This window comes from Haemophilus parainfluenzae (genome assembly GCF_014931275.1).
Classification (GTDB): Bacteria; Pseudomonadota; Gammaproteobacteria; order Enterobacterales; family Pasteurellaceae; genus Haemophilus_D.
In genome coordinates this window covers 709,451-727,109 of record NZ_CP063110.1, presented here as the reverse complement: position 1 = coordinate 727,109, position 17,659 = coordinate 709,451, and the positions used below count along the sequence as shown (strand labels likewise).

The 17,659-nt window shown below is 40.0% G+C and carries 16 protein-coding genes; 5 read left to right on the top strand and 11 right to left on the bottom strand.

The annotated features are described in order from the left end of the window. Position 1 precedes the first annotated feature (1 nt). From INQ00_RS03605 to trpS, 4 genes are all read right to left on the bottom strand, one after another. A complete protein-coding gene (locus tag INQ00_RS03605; protein WP_197547322.1) occupies positions 2–1,249 on the bottom strand; it encodes a NupC/NupG family nucleoside CNT transporter in 1,248 nt (415 codons plus the stop codon). 106 nt (positions 1,250–1,355) lie between these two features. Then, a complete protein-coding gene (locus INQ00_RS03600) occupies positions 1,356–2,144 on the bottom strand; it encodes a 4Fe-4S cluster-binding domain-containing protein (RefSeq protein ID WP_160222709.1) in 789 nt (262 codons plus the stop codon). 31 nt (positions 2,145–2,175) lie between these two features. Beyond that, a complete protein-coding gene (locus INQ00_RS03595; RefSeq protein ID WP_005697358.1) occupies positions 2,176–2,466 on the bottom strand; it encodes a YfcZ/YiiS family protein in 291 nt (96 codons plus the stop codon). A 55-nt stretch (positions 2,467–2,521) separates the two neighbouring features. Beyond that, the gene (trpS, locus tag INQ00_RS03590; protein ID WP_197547321.1) at positions 2,522–3,526 is read right to left on the bottom strand and encodes a tryptophan--tRNA ligase; all 1,005 of its coding nucleotides are present in this window, start codon (positions 3,524–3,526) and stop codon (positions 2,522–2,524) included. 140 nt (positions 3,527–3,666) lie between these two features. On the opposite strand from trpS, the gene hflD reads away from it, so the two are divergent. Together hflD and purB are read left to right on the top strand one after the other, a co-directional pair. After that, the gene (hflD, locus tag INQ00_RS03585; RefSeq protein WP_197547320.1) at positions 3,667–4,290 is read left to right on the top strand and encodes a high frequency lysogenization protein HflD; all 624 of its coding nucleotides are present in this window, start codon (positions 3,667–3,669) and stop codon (positions 4,288–4,290) included. Between the two features lie 16 nt (positions 4,291–4,306). Beyond that, a complete protein-coding gene (gene purB, locus INQ00_RS03580) occupies positions 4,307–5,674 on the top strand; it encodes an adenylosuccinate lyase (protein WP_054420333.1) in 1,368 nt (455 codons plus the stop codon). A 103-nt stretch (positions 5,675–5,777) separates the two neighbouring features. Here purB and INQ00_RS03575 read toward each other — a convergent pair whose 3' ends face one another. Both INQ00_RS03575 and INQ00_RS03570 read right to left on the bottom strand, forming a co-directional pair. After that, positions 5,778–6,191 (bottom strand): PACE efflux transporter, encoded by a 414-nt coding sequence (locus tag INQ00_RS03575; protein ID WP_014064625.1) that lies wholly within the window; start codon positions 6,189–6,191, stop codon positions 5,778–5,780. Between the two features lie 61 nt (positions 6,192–6,252). Then, positions 6,253–7,284 (bottom strand): extracellular solute-binding protein, encoded by a 1,032-nt coding sequence (locus INQ00_RS03570; protein ID WP_419185119.1) that lies wholly within the window; start codon positions 7,282–7,284, stop codon positions 6,253–6,255. Between the two features lie 187 nt (positions 7,285–7,471). Here INQ00_RS03570 and INQ00_RS03565 point away from each other — a divergent pair, with 187 nt between their 5' ends. Next, entirely contained in the window at positions 7,472–8,767 is a 1,296-nt protein-coding gene (locus INQ00_RS03565) for an NAD(P)/FAD-dependent oxidoreductase (protein ID WP_197547319.1), read from the top strand. A gap of 51 nt (positions 8,768–8,818) precedes the next feature. On the opposite strand, the gene asnC is transcribed toward INQ00_RS03565, so the two are convergent. Beyond that, positions 8,819–9,271: a transcriptional regulator AsnC gene (gene asnC / locus INQ00_RS03560; protein ID WP_049357122.1), complete on the bottom strand. Its 453-nt coding sequence runs from the start codon at positions 9,269–9,271 to the stop codon at positions 8,819–8,821. A gap of 156 nt (positions 9,272–9,427) precedes the next feature. Between asnC and asnA the strand changes: the two genes are divergently transcribed. Further along, positions 9,428–10,420 carry an aspartate--ammonia ligase gene (gene asnA, locus INQ00_RS03555; protein ID WP_049371941.1) on the top strand — a complete coding sequence of 331 codons (993 nt, stop codon included), beginning with the start codon at positions 9,428–9,430 and terminating at the stop codon, positions 10,418–10,420. A gap of 61 nt (positions 10,421–10,481) precedes the next feature. Here the strand turns inward: asnA and INQ00_RS03550 are convergent, their stop codons facing one another. From INQ00_RS03550 to glpA, 4 genes are all read right to left on the bottom strand, one after another. Further along, complete coding sequence (locus INQ00_RS03550) at positions 10,482–11,573, bottom strand: ElyC/SanA/YdcF family protein (protein WP_197547318.1); 1,092 nt, start codon at positions 11,571–11,573, stop codon at positions 10,482–10,484. Between the two features lie 70 nt (positions 11,574–11,643). After that, positions 11,644–12,921 (bottom strand): anaerobic glycerol-3-phosphate dehydrogenase subunit GlpC, encoded by a 1,278-nt coding sequence (glpC, locus tag INQ00_RS03545; RefSeq protein ID WP_197547317.1) that lies wholly within the window; start codon positions 12,919–12,921, stop codon positions 11,644–11,646. A gap of 9 nt (positions 12,922–12,930) precedes the next feature. After that, the gene (gene glpB, locus INQ00_RS03540; protein ID WP_197547316.1) at positions 12,931–14,220 is read right to left on the bottom strand and encodes a glycerol-3-phosphate dehydrogenase subunit GlpB; all 1,290 of its coding nucleotides are present in this window, start codon (positions 14,218–14,220) and stop codon (positions 12,931–12,933) included. Beyond that, positions 14,210–15,901, bottom strand: coding sequence for an anaerobic glycerol-3-phosphate dehydrogenase subunit A (gene glpA / locus INQ00_RS03535; protein ID WP_054420326.1), 1,692 nt, complete (start codon positions 15,899–15,901; stop codon positions 14,210–14,212). Before glpA ends, glpB begins: the two co-directional genes overlap by 11 nt. A gap of 291 nt (positions 15,902–16,192) precedes the next feature. Between glpA and glpT the strand changes: the two genes are divergently transcribed. Further along, positions 16,193–17,635, top strand: coding sequence for a glycerol-3-phosphate transporter (glpT, locus tag INQ00_RS03530; RefSeq protein ID WP_197547315.1), 1,443 nt, complete (start codon positions 16,193–16,195; stop codon positions 17,633–17,635). The last annotated feature ends 24 nt before the right edge of the window (positions 17,636–17,659 follow it).

Sequence of the window (17,659 nt, the reverse complement as noted above, 5' to 3'; positions counted from 1 at the left end):
ATTACATTGCTACGCCGCTTAACTCGATGAATAAACCTGCGATAGTCGCACTCATTAAGTTAGCTAATGTACCCGCTACAACTGCTTTTAAACCTAAACGAGCCACATCACCACGACGATTTGGTGCCATACCACCGATACCGCCGATTAAGATTGCGATAGAGCTGAAGTTAGCAAAACCACATAATGCGAAAGTAATGATGGCTTTAGTTTTTTCACTTAATACAACTGCTGTATCTGGTTGTAAGTATTTCGCGAACTCTAAGTAACCTACGAATTCATTTACGGCTAATTTCATACCAATCATTTGACCGGCGATGGCAGATTCATCCCAAGATACACCGATTAAGTACGCTAATGGTTTGAAGATCCAACCAAAGATTGATTGTAATGTTAAATCACCGTAACCGAACCAGCCGCCTACACCACCTAAAATACCATTAACTAAAGCAATTAAACCCACGAAAGCGAGTAACATCGCACCTACGTTTAACGCTAATTGCATACCTGCACTCGCACCACCTGCCATTGCTTCAAGCACGTTGGTTGGTTTTTCGCTATCATCCGTTTCAGGTTGTTTATCGTTAAATTGTTCAGTTTGTGGGAATAAAATTTTCGCAAATAATAAACCTGCTGGTGCAGCCATGAAAGATGCTGCGATTAAGTAAGTCAACGGCACGCCCATTCCTGCATAACCTGCCATGACTGAGCCCGCGATAGAAGCTGTACCACCCGCCATAATAGCGAACAATTCAGATTGGGTCATATTTTTAATGTAAGGACGAACTACTAAAGGTGCTTCAGTTTGACCAACGAAGATATTCGCTGCCGCAGACATTGATTCTGCTTTAGATGTACCTAATGCCGCTTGCAATGCACCACCGATCACTTTGATGACCACTTGCATGATGCCTAAATAGTAAAGCACCGAAATTAAACCAGAGAAAAAGACGATGATTGGTAACACTTTCACCGCAAAGATAAAGCCGGCATTTGAAGGATCTGCTAAGCCACCAAAGACGAAGTTAATCCCTTCATTACCATAAGCGATAACATTTGATACACCATTTGCTGTCGCTTGCAATGCATCACGACCAAACGGCACATACAAAATAAGGGCCGCAAATCCGATTTGGATCGCCAAAGCCCCTAATACAGTACGTAAATTAATCGCCTTACGATTATTTGAAAATAATACGGCAATGATCAGTAATACGACAATGCCTAAAACGCTACCTAAAATACCCATTTTTTTCCCCTAGGTTGGTTAGATAAGTAAGTGAATAAAATTGTCCTATTCTACTTGTTTTTCGGTAAAAAGTCGGAATATTTTTGCTACTTTTCGGTATGTTTGCTTATAAAATGGTCACAATTTTGGTCAGACCACAAGATTTCGCATAGTTTTCAAGCGCTTGAGTCTGCTCAACGGTTGGAACATAAGGGGTGAGTCCTTCGGTATCTCGTGCACCTTTTGTGTGCATTCGAATAATTTTCAACAACACATCCGGATAGTCTTTCAATAAGGACGCAACCTTTTCCACCAACTTTTCTGCATCAAAAAAATTTGCCACATAAACTAACCGCACTTCTTCCACTTTATTTAATGGTAATAATTTCGCCAAGTTCTTCAAATTGCGATCTAAGTTTTCTTGCTTGATATGTTGGTGAGTGGGGATGATGTTTTTCGGGACAATGCCTTGGCGATTTTGTCTATCAAAGCACAAACTCTGTAAGCCAACTCCTTCTCCTTTCAAATCAAAGAGAAATTTGTCCGTGACATCAATTAAAGGACGAATTACTTCAAATTCAAAGAAACCACTGCTATCTAAATAGCAAGTTAGCCCTTCCTCACGTAGTTTTTGAAACAATGGAACGAGCTTTTTATGATGAATGGTGGGTTCACCGCCAGAAACTGTTACACCACGAATGAAAGGTACTGCATCCATTACTTGCTCATACAAATACTGCAGACTGACTTGATGAGCCCCTTCTGCATAACGAGGAATGGTTTCTGGATTATGGCAATAAAGGCAGTTTAACTTACAACCTTGTAAGAAAATACTGGTACGATTCCCCTGCCCTTCTACATTAGAAAAAGGAATAATACGATGCAGGGGAACATAGATATCAGAAAGTGCGGTCACAAAAACGCTGTTTTCTAGAGTAAGTTATCACTTACACAAGCTTCATTTGGAAAATCACTAATTCCGCTTGGCAGCAAAATGTGAAAACCGCTTTAAGTACATATCCCTCTTCAACCTGTTGAATTTCAGACTGAATTTGACAAGGTTCACTTTCTACATCACGTGCTTTTAACGTGAAATATTCCAATGCGCCTTCTGCATCTTGACGAGTGGCGTAAAACTGCTCGATAGGTAAACTACAATCGCTGTTATCAAACAATGATTTCATATCGAAAGTATTACAACCTACACATTCAATTGGTTTTTCAGTTTGAATGGCCATCTTTTTCTCCTTATCTAAAAAAGCCGTGATATAACACGGCTTATTAAGTTTAAAATTATTTTGCAACGACAAAGCCGACGGCTTCGTACACTTTGGCAAGGGTTTCTTTCGCTCTTGCGCGGGCTTTTTCTGCACCTTGACGTAAAATCTCGTCTAAAAGTGCTTCATCATTACGATATTGATAGAAACGTTCTTGTAAACCAGCAAGTAAGTTTGACACTTCATCTGCAACGGCTGTTTTTAAGTGGCCGTACATTTTGCCTTCAAATTCTTTTTCAAGTTCTGCCACAGATTTATCGGTTACTGCAGAAAGGATATCTAATAAGTTAGACACACCCGCTTTGTTTTTTACGTCATAACGTACAACAGGTGGTTCATCAGAATCTGTTACCGCACGTTTAATTTTTTTCGCCACCGATTTAGGATCTTCAAGCAAAGTCACCACGTTATTACGGTTATCATCTGATTTTGACATTTTTTTATCAGGATCTTGTAAAGACATAATACGCGCGCCTGCTTTGCCTAAGAAAATTTCAGGAATCGTGAAAATATCACCATAAAGAGCATTAAAACGAGCGGCAATATCGCGAGTGATTTCTAAATGTTGTTTTTGGTCATCCCCTACCGGCACGCTTTTCGCTTGGTAAAGTAAGATATCTGCTGCCATTAAAACCGGGTAATCAAATAAACCCACATTAATATTTTCGGCATAACGTGCTGATTTATCTTTAAATTGAGTCATACGGCTCATTTCACCAAAATAAGTGTAGCAGTTTAATACCCAGCTTAGTTGAGTATGCTCTGGTACATGAGATTGCACGAAGATCGTGCTTTTATTCGGATCAATGCCACAAGCCAAGTAAAGGGCAAGTACATCAAGCGTTGCCTTGCGAAGTGCTACAGGATCTTGGCGTACAGTGATGGCATGTAAATCCACCACACAGAAAATACACTCATAATCTTCTTGCATTTTCACCCAGTTGCGAAGTGCACCTAAATAATTCCCGATAGTTAATTCGCCGGAAGGCTGCACGCCACTGAATACAATTGGTTTTGTCATTGGTTATCCTTTCATTCTGTAAACTGAATTGGCGCTATGATAACAAAAGATAGGGCGTTTTTTAATGATTGAGTTCAAAACAATGTGTAAAAATGCTATATTACGCCCAAAATTTCTACAGCTTACAATCTATAGTCCCAATGAAAAATTATAATGATATGGCTCTGGCACTTGCCGGTGTTTGTCAATCTGTCTTATTAATCAGTCAATTAGCACAAAAAGGCGACGTTGATCATCAAGATGCATTCCAAACCACCATTCATTCTCTTCTCATTACTCAACCCGAAGATACATTAGCCGTATTTGGCGGTGATGTTCAACATCTTAAAGTTGGATTAAACACACTTATTGAGCAACTCACTCAATTAAATGACAAAAATTTATTGAATTATTGGGGCAGCCTGTTAGCGTTAGAGAGTAAATTAAACAAGCAACCTGAAATAAAACAAGAACTTGGTCGCCGTATTGCTCGTTTACCAGAACAACTTTCTTATCACGACAATCAATTTGATGATGAGATGTTTTCTATCATGGCAAATATTTATGTCGATACAATTAGCCCTTTAGGCAAACGCATTCATATTATTGGTTCGGCATATCATTTACAGCAACAAAATGTACAAGACAAAATTCGTGCGTGTTTGCTAGCCGGCATTCGCTCTGCCGTCTTGTGGCGTCAGGTCGGTGGCAGCAAATGGCAACTGTTGTTTCATCGTAAAAAATTAGTGCAAGCGGCACGACAACTCTACTCAACTTTAAATTAATCCTTGGAGAACTCTTATGCAACTTTCCGCATTAACCGCTCTTTCCCCGATTGACGGTCGTTATCAAGATAAAGCCACTGCATTGCGTGGTATTTTTAGTGAATTTGGCTTGCTCAAATTCCGTGTCACCGTGGAAGTACGTTGGTTACAAAAATTGGCGGCGACCGCTGAAATCCAAGAAGTTTCTTCTTTGTCTAAAGAAGCAAACGATTACCTTAATAAAATTGTGGAAGAATTCAGTCTTCAAGATGCTGAACGTATCAAAGAAATTGAGCGCACCACGAATCATGACGTCAAAGCGGTTGAATATTTCTTAAAAGAAAAAAGTGAAGCTTTACCAGAATTAGCCAAAGTCTCTGAATTTATTCACTTTGCTTGTACCTCTGAAGATATTAACAACCTTTCTCATGCCTTGATGTTAAAAACGGCGCGTGAAGAAGTGATCTTACCTGAATGGCAAAAACTGATTGATGAAATTACCCGTTTAGCGAACGAATATAAAACCATTCCATTACTTTCTCGTACACACGGCCAACCTGCCTCACCAAGTACTGTGGGTAAAGAAATGGCAAACGTAGTTTACCGCTTAAAACGCCAATTCAAACAACTCCAACAAAATGAAATCTTAGGTAAAATCAATGGTGCTGTGGGTAACTACAATGCACATTTATCTGCCTATCCAAATATCAACTGGCACAAATTTAGCGAAGAGTTTGTCACCTCATTAGGTTTAGATTGGAACCCATACACCACGCAAATTGAACCTCACGATTACATTGCGGAATACTTTGATGCCGTGGTACGTTTTAATACTATCATCATCGACTTCGACCGTGATTTATGGGGCTACATTGCATTAAATCACTTTAAACAACGCACTATCGCGGGTGAAATTGGTTCATCCACCATGCCGCATAAAGTGAATCCTATCGACTTCGAAAACTCAGAAGGTAACTTAGGTTTAGCCAATGCTGTGATGACTCACCTTGGTCAAAAATTACCAATTTCTCGCTGGCAGCGAGACTTAACCGACTCTACTGTATTACGTAACTTAGGTGTGGGTTTAGGTTATTGTTTAATTGCGTATGCTGCAACGCGTAAAGGTATCAGCAAATTAGAAGTGAACGAACAACATCTCCGTGATGAACTCAACCAAAACTGGGAAGTTTTAGCTGAGCCAATTCAAACGGTGATGCGTCGCTATGGTATTGAGAAACCATACGAAAAATTAAAAGAACTCACTCGTGGTAAACGTGTTGATGAAAAAGCAATGCGTGAATTCATCGAAAAACTGGATATTCCGGCTGATGAAAAAGCCCGTTTACAACAACTTACCCCTGCCACCTACATCGGTGCAGCCATTGAGTTAGTAGAAAAACTTTAAGAAATAAAAGGGCTTTATAATGCTCTTAAAAAATTAAAGTGCGGTCAAAAACACCAGAGATTTTGACTGCACTTTTTATTCTTTTTTACTATTTCCCGTTTCATCATTCACGCTTAATAAATAGCAATCGTGCGTGATCATACACCCAATTAAAAATAAAGGTATAAACTGTCACCATCACCGTTAAACTGAAATCCATCATAAAAGCTGTAATCCAATCCACTTTTAAAAAGTAAGCAATGATCGGCACAGTGAAAATAAGCAAACCACCTTCAAATGAAATGGCATGTAAAGTACGAAATATGACGCCTCGCTTTTCTCGCGGCCCCGTAAAGACTTTATCAAGGAAATAATTAAAGATGAGATTCCATAGCATGGCTGTTAAGGAAACCAGCACCATGGAACCAAAGAGAATAGACACACTTTCTTCTGTAAAGAAATACAAAGCGAAAACGGAAAGCAACACAACCGTGGTTTCAAACAAGATTGCGTGAAAAAGTCGCTCAAGAAAACTCATTTGTCATCCTTTACAAAGAAAAAGTGCGGTCAAATTCGCCGCACTTTTCATCAATATTTGATTAATTGGTTTTTAATTTATTCCAATATTTTTCGTAAATATCCACTGCTTCACCCACATCGCCTTGCATAATGCCTTTTTCAATATTTTCAGCTGATGGGAACAAGGTTGGGTTATTCGCCATTTCTGGTGAAAGTAACGCTTTCACGCCTTCATTTGGCATAGAGAAACCCATTTTTTCAACCACTAATTTCGCATTTTCTGGGCGAAGTAAGAAGTCGATAAATTTATAAGCACCCTCTGTATTTTTCGCACCTTTTGGAATCGCGTAATTATCCATCCAGAAAATCGCCCCTTCTTTTGGATACACAAATTGGATACTTGGATTTTCTTTGTGGGCTAAATAAGCCGAACCATTCCATAACATACCAATAGAGGCTTCACCTTGAACAAACGGAACTTCTGGCGAGTCAGAGTTAAAAGTCACCACATTTGGTAACAATTTCACTAAACGCTCATAAGCCGCTTTAATATCTTCTTCATTCGTGGTGTTTGGTGATTTACCATCTAAAAGTAATGCAATGTGGAACACTTCACGCGCATCACTGGTTAATAACACTTTGCCTTTAAATTCTGGATTCCATAAGTCAGCCCAGCTTGTAATTTTGCTTGGGTCAATATCATCCGCATTCACGCCAATACCGGTTAAGCCATAAACGTAAGGTAAAGAATATTTGTTATTTGGATCAAATTCCTTGTTTAATAAATTTGCTGGAATTTGTTTAAAATTACTTAATTTGCTGTGATCAAGCTCTTGTAACATGTCTTCTTTCGCCATTTTATTGACGTAATAGCTTGATGGGAAAACTAAATCGTAGCCACTACCTGTACTAGAGGTCAGCTTCAATTTAGCATACATTTCTTCATTACTTTCAAAGGTAGAATAAATCACTTCAATGCCCGTTTCTTTGGTGAATTCCGCAACCAAATTAGATGGCACATAGTCAGTCCAGTTATAAACATACAATTTTTCAGCAGCAAGAGCAGCAGAAGTTGCAGCAAATGCAACGGCAGAAAGACAAAGTGATTTGATGTATTGAACAGCATTTTTTTTCAATTTATTGACCTCCTCAGGACAATCAAAATAAACCTTAAGTAATCGTTTACTTGTATAAACTTGGGGGAGTATAGCACCTTTTTAGCAAAAGGTTTGACATATTTTCCCATCAGGGTAAGATTCCCTCAATTTCAATTTTATGTTAATAAATTAGACACCAATCATGCTCGAATTCGCTCATCAAGAACATATCAAATCTTATTATTTCGACAGCCGAAACCAAGCCTTCGAATTGCCGCCTCTCACTCAGCAAGAAGAAGCGGATGTTTGTGTTATTGGTGCGGGTTTCTTCGGTTTATCCGCAGCCCTTGAATTAGCAGAAAAAGGCAAGAAAGTCATTGTGTTAGAAGGCGCAAGAGTAGGATTTGGTGCTTCCGGCAGAAGTGGCGGTCAAGCTATCAATGGTTTTGAAGAAGGCATTGACGAATATATTGGTCAAGTGGGCTTCGATAAAGCGAAAAAACTTTGGGATATGTCGCTAGAAGCCATTGATATTATTGATGAACGCATTGCGAAATATGGTATTCAATGTGATTGGAAAAAAGGCTATGCCACATTGGCGCTGAATGAACGTCGAATGGACGATCTCATTGAAATGGAAAAAGCCAGCCACGCGACTTTTGGCTATGACAAGATGCAACTTTGGGATAAAGCCAAACTTAAACAACATTTAGGCAGTGATATTTATGTAGGCGGCTTATACGATAGTAATTCTGGCCACTTACACCCATTAAACTATTGCTTAGGCTTAGCAAAAGCTTGTTTAGATTTAGGCGTGCAGATTTACGAACAATCCCCTGTTGTGGATTTAGTAGAAAAATCAGGTTGTATTGAAGTCAAAACCGATAAAAGTGCGGTCATTTCTCAAGATGTTATTTTAGCGACCAATGCCTATATCGATGCACTACCAAAATCCATTCATCGCGGCATTAATCGTAAAATTTTGCCGGTAGAAAGCTTTATTATTGCGACTGAACCTTTAGATCAAGCCACGGCTGATTCCGTGATCAATAATGGCATGTCTGTTTGCGATAACAATATCTTGCTCGATTACTATCGCTTGAGTGCGGATAACCGTTTGTTATTTGGTAGTGACTCAAGCTCAGAAAAAGATATGGTGCAAATTATGCGTGGCAATATGTTGCATGTTTTCCCACAGTTAGAAAATGTCAAAATTGACTATGGCTGGGCAGGGCCAATTGATATGACAATGAACGCAAGCCCGCATTTTGGTCGTATTTCACCGCATATTTACTTTGCACAAGGTTATTCTGGACACGGTGTCGCACTCACTGGACTTGCAGGACGCATTATTGCAGAAGCAATTTTAGGTAATGACGAACGTTTGAGAATTTTTGAAGGGTTGAAAGTCCCTTCGTTTTACGGTGGAAAATATCTTAAAAACTTAGCCACCAAGATCGGCGTACTCTATTACAAATTCCTCGATCGTTATCGTTAATTAAAAAACAAAAGGCGTGTTAAATACACGCCTTTATTGTTTCGATGACATTTAAGGTTTAATGTCTCGTAAAATAGGATTTTGCATGGAAATCAAGGTTTCCGTCGATTGAATTTCATCAATTAGCTGAATTTTAGTCGCCAGCACGGAATGTAATTCAGCAATCGTATGTGTCATCACTTTAATAAAAATCGAATAGTTACCCGTGGTGTAATAGGCTTCCACCACTTCATCAAAGGTGTCTAACTTTTTAATCACTTTTTCATAATCTTTTGCACTTTTCAAAATAATGCCAATAAAGCAACACACATCGTAACCCAACTTACGCTCATCAATAATCGCTTTTGTCCCTTCAATCAGGCCAGACTGACGCATTTTCTCTACGCGAACATGAATTGTACCTGGACTCACCCCAAAGCTCTTTGCCATTTCTGCATAAGGTGTACGAGCATCTTTTGTCAGTACTCGGAGAATTTGTCGATCAAGTGTATCGATATTGTGCATAAAACACCCCCTGTTAGATCTTTTTTAAAATATCTTCTTTATTTTTGATAATATTCAATATTTAAAACAATGTAAAGAAATTACTTGAAATAAATTGCAATTTTATTGAATAATGCACAACAAATCTTACCAATTATTATAAAAAGAAGGATAAATATGAAAAAGACGTTTATTTTACAACAACAAGAAATTAGCTTTGTGAAGAACACCTTTACTCAAAACTTGATTGAACAACTTGGCATTATCGAAGTACAAGGTCCAATCCTTAGTGAAGTTGGCAACGGTATGCAAGATAACTTATCAGGCATTGAGAAAGCGGTTCAAGTAAACGTGAAATGTATCCCAAACGCCGTTTATGAAGTCGTTCACTCATTGGCTAAATGGAAACGCCATACTCTCGCACGTTTCCACTTTAAAGAAGGTGAAGGCTTATTTGTTCATATGAAAGCATTACGTCCAGATGAAGATTCATTGGATCAAACTCACTCTGTTTATGTGGACCAATGGGACTGGGAAAAAGTGATTCCTGAAGGTCGTCGTAACTTTGCTTATTTAAAAGAAACGGTACGTTCTATCTATCGTGCAATCCGTTTAACTGAATTAGCCGTAGAAGCTCGCTTTGACATCCCATCAAGCTTACCAAAAGAAATCACCTTCGTTCACAGTGAAGATTTAGTGAAACGCTACCCAGATCTTTCAAGCAAAGAGCGTGAAAACGCCATTTGTAAAGAATATGGTGCAGTGTTCTTAATTGGTATCGGTGGCAAATTATCAGACGGTAAACCACATGATGGTCGTGCACCAGACTACGATGACTGGACAACTGAATCAGAAAACGGCTACAAAGGTTTAAACGGCGATATTTTGGTATGGAACGCTGAGTTAGGTAAAGCGTTTGAACTTTCTTCAATGGGTATTCGTGTGGATGAATCTGCATTACGTTTACAAGTTGGTTTAACCGGTGATGAAGATCGCTTAAAAATGGATTGGCACCAAGATTTATTAAACGGCAAATTACCTCTCACCATCGGTGGTGGTATCGGTCAATCTCGTCTGGCAATGCTTTTACTTCACAAAAAACACATTGGTGAAGTGCAATCAAGCGTATGGCCAAAAGAAATGTTAGAACAATATCAACATATTCTTTAATCGAAAGAGAAAATAAAAAGTGCGGTGAAATTTCACCACACTTTTGTTTTTAGGAAATTAATTAATCTTGTAATGCCCCACTGTTAAACATTGGCAATCCCATTGTTTTTAAGCTATCGCGATAAATACCCAGCAAGTCTTTCTCCGTAATTTTTTGTAACTCATCTAACGGTTTATCTAACGCTGCTACGGTTTCAATCACAAGACCTTGTGGACCGGATTCTTGCGTCGCAATTTCAAATAACGCTTGTCCGCGACGAACATGACTACCTGAGCTAATCAACACGGCATGTTTGATTTTGTGTTTCGCTAAAGAGTAACGAGAGAAAAGCGCATTTTCGACTGTTGAACGCGCATAGTTATCCGAATAAATACGGCTTGCATCAATGCCTTTCTCAATCAACCATTGCTTCATTAAATCCCCTTCGGTTTTATTGTTTTGTGGCACTCCGCCTGTCACAATAATTAACGCATCTGGATTTTGATTCGCAATTTCTAAGGTTTTCTCTAAACGTTGTACCAAAATGTCATGCATGCTGCCATCTGGATTTAAAGCGTAACCCAACGTAATAATCGCCGATTGCGCCGGTAACTTGGTTTCGAGTTTATCGGTAATTGGCTGATTAGCCGCTTTATCAATCACAGCAAAGACTTTTTCTAATTTGCTTGCGCTTTCTGGGGAAAGTTGTTTTAAGCGATCTAAATATTTTGTCGCTTCCGCTTGGTTGCCTTTAAAACGATTCCATGCAGCCAAGTAAGTATGTGCTTTCACATCATCTGGCGCTACATCAAGCACTTTTTGGTAAAGCTCAATGGCTTTATCTGTATTGCCGTTATAAATATTGGCATTCGCTGCACCAAACAAAAAATCTACACGATAAGGCTCAAGCTTATACGCTTCTAATAAAAGATCCGCAATACGCTCCATATTGGAAGGAAGTTTCGCGGTAAAACCTGCATTTGAAACACGAGCTGGCGAGTTTTGGATTTTCACCGCTTGTTCAAGCAACTCATCCACAACCTGTCTTTGAGTAAGAAGTTGTTGATAGTTTAATTGAGGCTCAAGCACTTTCACTTCTGCCGTGCTGGCAAAGCTGTTTACGGCAAGAGATGAAAGCACAGCAAGTAAGGAAACCTTGAAAATTTTTTGCATAATAGATTCTCCATATTGGATTGAATAACAAAAAGAGCGGTCACTTTTTTATCAGTTTCCGCTCTTTTCACTAAGCTTGATTCATCGACATACACAATAACGTCAATGGATGGATACAAGTCACGTTAGATGACATATCAATCTGCCATTTACAAGTTTGGCATTCAGAGATCACGTAATCAAATCCGCCTGCATTGATGTTATCGAATAAGTTTTTACCGATAGATTGGGAAACCTCATAGTTTTCTTCTTTGAAACCGTATGTCCCTGCGATACCACAACATTGTGATGGTAACATCACCACTTCTAAGCCTGGAATTTGTTTTAACACTTCCAAGGTGTATGGTGCCCACCCCGCTTTATCCACGTGACATGCGGTGTGATAAGCCACACGCAATTTCAATGGTTTAAGCGGTAAGGTTTTACCTTCTTTAAAGAGTTGATATAAGAATGGTGTCACCATGTGAATATGTGGACGAACTTTCGCATTGTCAATACCTAAAATATGATGATATTCATCACGTAAATTTAAGGCACAACTTGATGCTTCACTGATCACATCTAAGCCATTTTCATCCACCATTTTGCTGATGTAATCGGTGTTAAATTGTGCGATTTTTTTCGCTCGTTCTGGGAATTGGTTCACGCTTAATGGCAAGCCACAGCATTTTTCTTTTTCCAATAACACCACACCAATGTCCATAGCATTGAACACTTGAATAAATTCTTTACCTAATTGTGGATTATTGTAGTTCACATAACAGCCGTGATAATACGCCACTTTGCGTTCGAATTTTTGTTGGCTTTCCAACATTTTTTTCATATACCAGCTGCGGAACGTACCAAAAGAATATTTTGGTAACGTACGATGACGGCTGATTTTTAACGCTTTTTCCAACACAAATTTTGTCGCTTTCAAACCTGTGATGGTATTAACAATCGGCGCAAGCGGTGTGTTAAGTGATCCCATAATATCGGTGTTACTTAAAATCGCATCACGTAATTTTTGCACTGCTGGCTTGTGTTGTTGGGCAAGGTATTTATTTCTTGCACGAACAATAATGTCACCAATTTTTACATCAGACGGACACGCAATTTCACAACGTTTACAGTTAGTGCAGTATTTCAATGCTTCATCGTAAAGCTCGGCTGATTTTAAGCGTAAACGCTCACCATCTGGTCCTGATTGTTTTGGACCTGGATAGTTTGGATTTTGACGCGAAACCGGGCATACCGCTGTACAAGCCGTACATTTAATACAGCTCTCAAAGCTTTCATCAAAGGCATGATGATGATGTGGTGCATTAAGGGATTGTTTTGCATTTTCAATTAATTGTTGAATGTTCATAACGCCTCCTTAATGTGTGTTGTGAAGAATTTCATCAGCAACAGCAAGCGCTGTTACCACTGCCACGCCTGAACCACAACCGAGTTCTAGTGCATTGAAACCACCAATCACATTACCCACCGCATATAAATTCGTTAAAAATTGACCGCTCTTTTTCACTTGGCATTGCGCGTTAATCGCCACACCTGCAGATTGGTACGGTTGTGGATTTGAGAAACGGTGATCTGTCCAAGTAAAACGATCGGTATCGTTAAAGCCTTCCACACCAATGATGTCAGAATGGAATACGGGTTCGTAGATTTTATCGAATTCAGAAACTAAACCTTTACTGAAGAAGCTGCCTGACGCTAAGACGAAATGCTCAGCCGTGATTTCTTCCTCTTCGTGCAAACGCGTTTGAATAGCACGAACTTTGTTGCCATGAAAATGTGCTTTTAATGCGCTATCACCATTCATCATGAGTCCGCCTAATTTCTCAAAACGATGACGTAATTGAATACGTTGACGCATACCTAATAAAGACGGTGGTAAAGTTGGCAATTCAAATAATGGTAACCCAGTTGCTTTACGAAGTGACTCCATAAACTCTTGATTTTCTAAACCGAAACAAGCCGGTAAGAAAATCGCTTCTGTACCTTTCGCGGCTTCTTTCATTTCAGCCACAAGATCATCAAATTTCAGTTTATATTCTAAAACTTGCGCAATGTTCACACTGCGGAATTCGCGCGAATTTGCACGTAACTGATCCAATTCAGGAATATTTAAAAAGCCCGTTTTCACGTCACAATGTGCAAATTGTGGATTCAGCGTGAGGTTATCTGCCAATAATTCTGGTTGGAAATCGTGGTAGCCTTCAATGCCTAAAACCGCAATTTTTTTATACGGGAATGGCGTTTCGCCTTGTACAGTTGGCACGCTATTTGGTGAAAGCCATGCACCACGTAAGCTACCTAAACCCGTTACGCGAAGATGATTTTCTGCAGTTGAACCAATTAAATCTAAATTTAATGATTCCGCTAATTTTTCGAAATCTTGTGCTTTCGCTAATACACGTTCAGCACCCATAATGCTATAAGGGTGTTGTGGTAATTGAGCTGCAAGTGCGGTCAAATTTTCAGGAATATTTTTAACAAACGCACCATTTGGTAAACGGCTTAATAAATCCAATGAGCCAGATGCAAAATCAATCGCTGCTTGGCCGTTATTGATAATGACACAACGTTTGCCTTGTTCTTGTAGGGCGATTCCGCAAGTTAAACCTGCAAGGCCGCCACCAATAATCACTACATCAAAATTCATTGTTATCCGTCCCTTGCTGTTTGTCAGTTTCAAGCGGTTGAACATCGTTTAAGCCCAACACACTGCCATACATCCATGAAGTAAATTCCGCTTCACGAATCGCTTCACCCCATGCAATAGGCTCAATACCGCGCCAACGCTCTTCCATGAAAGAGGTTAATTGTATGGTAGATTGGCGAGGTGTTGCCACTTCAAAACGGTTCATTAAACCCGCCGCACGGCATGCGCAAAGCTCAGCTTGGCAAGTCCCCATACCCACACGAGTACGACGACGTAAATCCACTAAGTTATTCACATTTAATTCATCAACGGCATAACGTACTTCACCTGCTGTCACGGCTTCACATTCGCACACCATTGAACGATCGAGACGTTCTTTATCTAATAAACGAGTTGCACGTGAGCCATGACGATACACCGCTGAATAACGAATCGGACTTGGAAGTGAAATGACTTTCTGATTGGTTTCTGCACGGCTTTCACTTGAACCTGGTAATGGACGCTCTGCAGTCGTACAACGTGCTGTTTTGTTGAGTTTTTTACAAACAAGATCCGTTGCCCATTCAGCCATTAAGCGATAAGTCATTAATTTACCGCCAGTGATAGTGATAAAGCCGTCTAAGCCGTCACGTTCTGCGTGGTCAAGTAACACGATACCACGGCTTACGTTACGACCAGATGGGTCATCATCTGTCGCCACCAATGGACGCACGCCTGCATAAGCACGTAATACGCGAGTATGACGCAAGCTTGGTGCGAGTTTTTCCCCTTCACGGAAAAGAATATCCACTTCTTCTGGAGTCACTTCCATATTGTCGATTTGATCGTAAGGAATACGGCTAGAGGTTGTACCGATAACGCAAATAGTATCGCCCGGCACAAGAATGTCCGCATCCGCCGGTTTACGACAGCGGTTAATCACCATTTTGTTGATACGGTGCCCCATAACAAGTAATGCACCTTTTGCTGGGAACATTTTGATTTTGAGATCCGCATATTCTGCAATGCCTTGTCCCCAAATACCGCCTGCATTAACAACTAATGGCGCAAAGAATTTGCGATTTACGCGATTTTTGTGATCGTAAACATCTACACCGATTACTTTGCCACCTTCGCGAATTAAGTTTTTCACTTCGCAATAAGTGAACATTTTTGCACCGTTTTCAGTCGCATCCATCACGTTGGAGGCGGTTAAACGGAAAGGATCGATTGAACCATCAGGCACAACAACGGCACCGACTAAATCTGGGTTTACCGATGGTTCCATAATTTGAGCAAGTTTAGGATCAATGGCGACAGCTTCAATACCAGATTTGGTACAACTTTCGATGAAGGTTTTTTGATAATCAAGGGAATCTTCAGGTAAGGTGATAAATAAACCTTCCGTTTCATCCACACAATGACGAGCGATATTGCGCAGAATTTTATTTTCTTTAATACATTCTTCTGCTGATTCCTGATCGTTCACGGCATAACGCGCACCACTATGTAACAAACCGTGGTTACGACCTGTTGCGCCTGTCGCAATATCACGACGCTCTAATAAAATACAGTTAATTCCACGCAATGCACAGTCACGAGCAATCCCCGCACCTGTTGCACCGCCACCAATGATAATCACATCCGTCGAGATAGGTGAAAAATCACCCACATCACGATACATATTAGGCGATAATCCCATTGTTACCCCCAAAGCCAAAATATTAATAAAAAGAAACGTAAAAACTGTTACAAATTCCATGGCTATTGTATGGGAGAGCGGTTAAATTCACAACATTTTGAGCGAAAAAGAAAGCCATTTTGTGAAGTAGATCACATAATTTTCGTATTCGCTCATTTGTTAAAAATTTTTTTGTGAAATACATCACATTTTTGAATTATTTCTCTTTTTAATTTCTATTTTTATTTTATCATGCACGCTATCCCCGTTGTCGGGGTGGACTCATAATTAAAATGATTTTGGAGAGAAATTATGTTTGGACCATTTAAACCCGCTCCGCATATTGCGGAACTTCCAGCGGAGAAAATTGATTCCACGTATAAACGCTTACGTTGGCAAGTGTTTGCAGGGATCTTCTTTGGTTATGCCGCTTACTATTTTGTACGTGCAAACTTTGACTTAGCACAACCCGGTTTAATTCAACAGGGCTTGTACACAAAAGCGCAACTAGGTGTTATCGGCTCGGCGGCTGGTCTTGCCTACGGTTTATCTAAGTTCGTAATGGCAGGTATGTCTGACCGTTCGAACCCTCGCGTATTCTTACCATTTGGTTTATTGCTTTCTGGTCTCTGTATGACCATGATGGGTTTATTCCCATGGGCAACCTCTGGCGTAGCCATCATGTGGGTAATGATCTTCTTAAATGGTTGGTTCCAAGGTATGGGTTGGCCTCCATGTGGTCGTACAATGGTACACTGGTGGTCTAAATCAGAACGCGGTACTATCGTATCTATCTGGAATACCGCGCACAACATCGGTGGTATGATGCCGGGTGCAATGGTGCTATTGGCAAGTGCCGTGTTCTTCAGCACTCACGGCGTTGAAGCACAAGCAAAAGACATTTGGCAACAATCCCTCTACTATCCGGGTATTGCAGCAATGATCTGTGCAATTCCAGTTTACTTCGTCATGCGTGATACTCCGCAATCTTGTGGTTTACCATCAATCGAAAAATGGCGTAATGACTACCCAGATGACTATAACGAAAAAACTTACGAAAACGATTTAAGTACAAAAGAAATCTTCGTAACTTATGTATTGAAAAACAAATTGTTATGGTACATCGCGATTGCTAACGTATTCGTATACTTAATCCGCTACGGCGTATTGAAATGGTCTCCGGTTTACTTAAGTGAAGTAAAACACTTCAACATCAAAGGTACCGCATGGGCATACACCATTTATGAATTAGCAGCGGTTCCAGGTACATTACTTTGTGGTTGGGTATCTGACCATGTATTCAAAGGTAAACGTGGTTTAACCGGTTTCATCTTCATGATCTTAACTACTTTAGCAGTAGTAGCATACTGGATGAACCCAGCTACACCTGAAGCAGAGCTTGCAAACTACGCAGCTTGGTATGAAAACCCATATCAATTAACTGACTTCATCTTAATGACCTTAATCGGTTTCTTAATCTACGGTCCTGTAATGTTAATCGGCTTACACGCGCTTGAGCTTGCACCGAAAAAAGCAGCAGGTACAGCAGCAGGTTTCACCGGTTTATTCGGTTACTTAGGTGGTACTGTGTCAGCTTCAGCTGTTATCGGTTGGGCAGCACAACACTACGGCTGGGACGGCGGTTTCTACGTCATGATCGGTGGTGGTGTCTTAGCGGTGTTATTACTCTTCATCGTAATGGTTGAAGAAGGTAAACACAAAGCAAGATTAGGCGATACCTACGGTACTAAATAATCTATAAATTAAAGGCGACAGGCG

Excerpts from the sequence above, each read along its gene's own strand:
- hflD (WP_197547320.1), top strand. The coding sequence starts at position 3,667 with ATGAAAAATTATAATGATATGGCTCTGGCACTTGCCGGTGTTTGTCAA.
- asnA (WP_049371941.1), top strand. The coding sequence starts at position 9,428 with ATGAAAAAGACGTTTATTTTACAACAACAAGAAATTAGCTTTGTGAAG.
- asnC (WP_049357122.1), bottom strand. The coding sequence starts at position 9,271 with ATGCACAATATCGATACACTTGATCGACAAATTCTCCGAGTACTGACA.
- glpT (WP_197547315.1), top strand. The coding sequence starts at position 16,193 with ATGTTTGGACCATTTAAACCCGCTCCGCATATTGCGGAACTTCCAGCG.
- INQ00_RS03550 (WP_197547318.1), bottom strand. The coding sequence starts at position 11,573 with ATGCAAAAAATTTTCAAGGTTTCCTTACTTGCTGTGCTTTCATCTCTT.
- glpB (WP_197547316.1), bottom strand. The coding sequence starts at position 14,220 with ATGAATTTTGATGTAGTGATTATTGGTGGCGGCCTTGCAGGTTTAACT.
- INQ00_RS03605 (WP_197547322.1), bottom strand. The coding sequence starts at position 1,249 with ATGGGTATTTTAGGTAGCGTTTTAGGCATTGTCGTATTACTGATCATT.
- INQ00_RS03565 (WP_197547319.1), top strand. The coding sequence starts at position 7,472 with ATGCTCGAATTCGCTCATCAAGAACATATCAAATCTTATTATTTCGAC.
- trpS (WP_197547321.1), bottom strand. The coding sequence starts at position 3,526 with ATGACAAAACCAATTGTATTCAGTGGCGTGCAGCCTTCCGGCGAATTA.
- purB (WP_054420333.1), top strand. The coding sequence starts at position 4,307 with ATGCAACTTTCCGCATTAACCGCTCTTTCCCCGATTGACGGTCGTTAT.
- glpA (WP_054420326.1), bottom strand. The coding sequence starts at position 15,901 with ATGGGATTATCGCCTAATATGTATCGTGATGTGGGTGATTTTTCACCT.
- INQ00_RS03575 (WP_014064625.1), bottom strand. The coding sequence starts at position 6,191 with ATGAGTTTTCTTGAGCGACTTTTTCACGCAATCTTGTTTGAAACCACG.
- INQ00_RS03595 (WP_005697358.1), bottom strand. The coding sequence starts at position 2,466 with ATGGCCATTCAAACTGAAAAACCAATTGAATGTGTAGGTTGTAATACT.
- glpC (WP_197547317.1), bottom strand. The coding sequence starts at position 12,921 with ATGAACATTCAACAATTAATTGAAAATGCAAAACAATCCCTTAATGCA.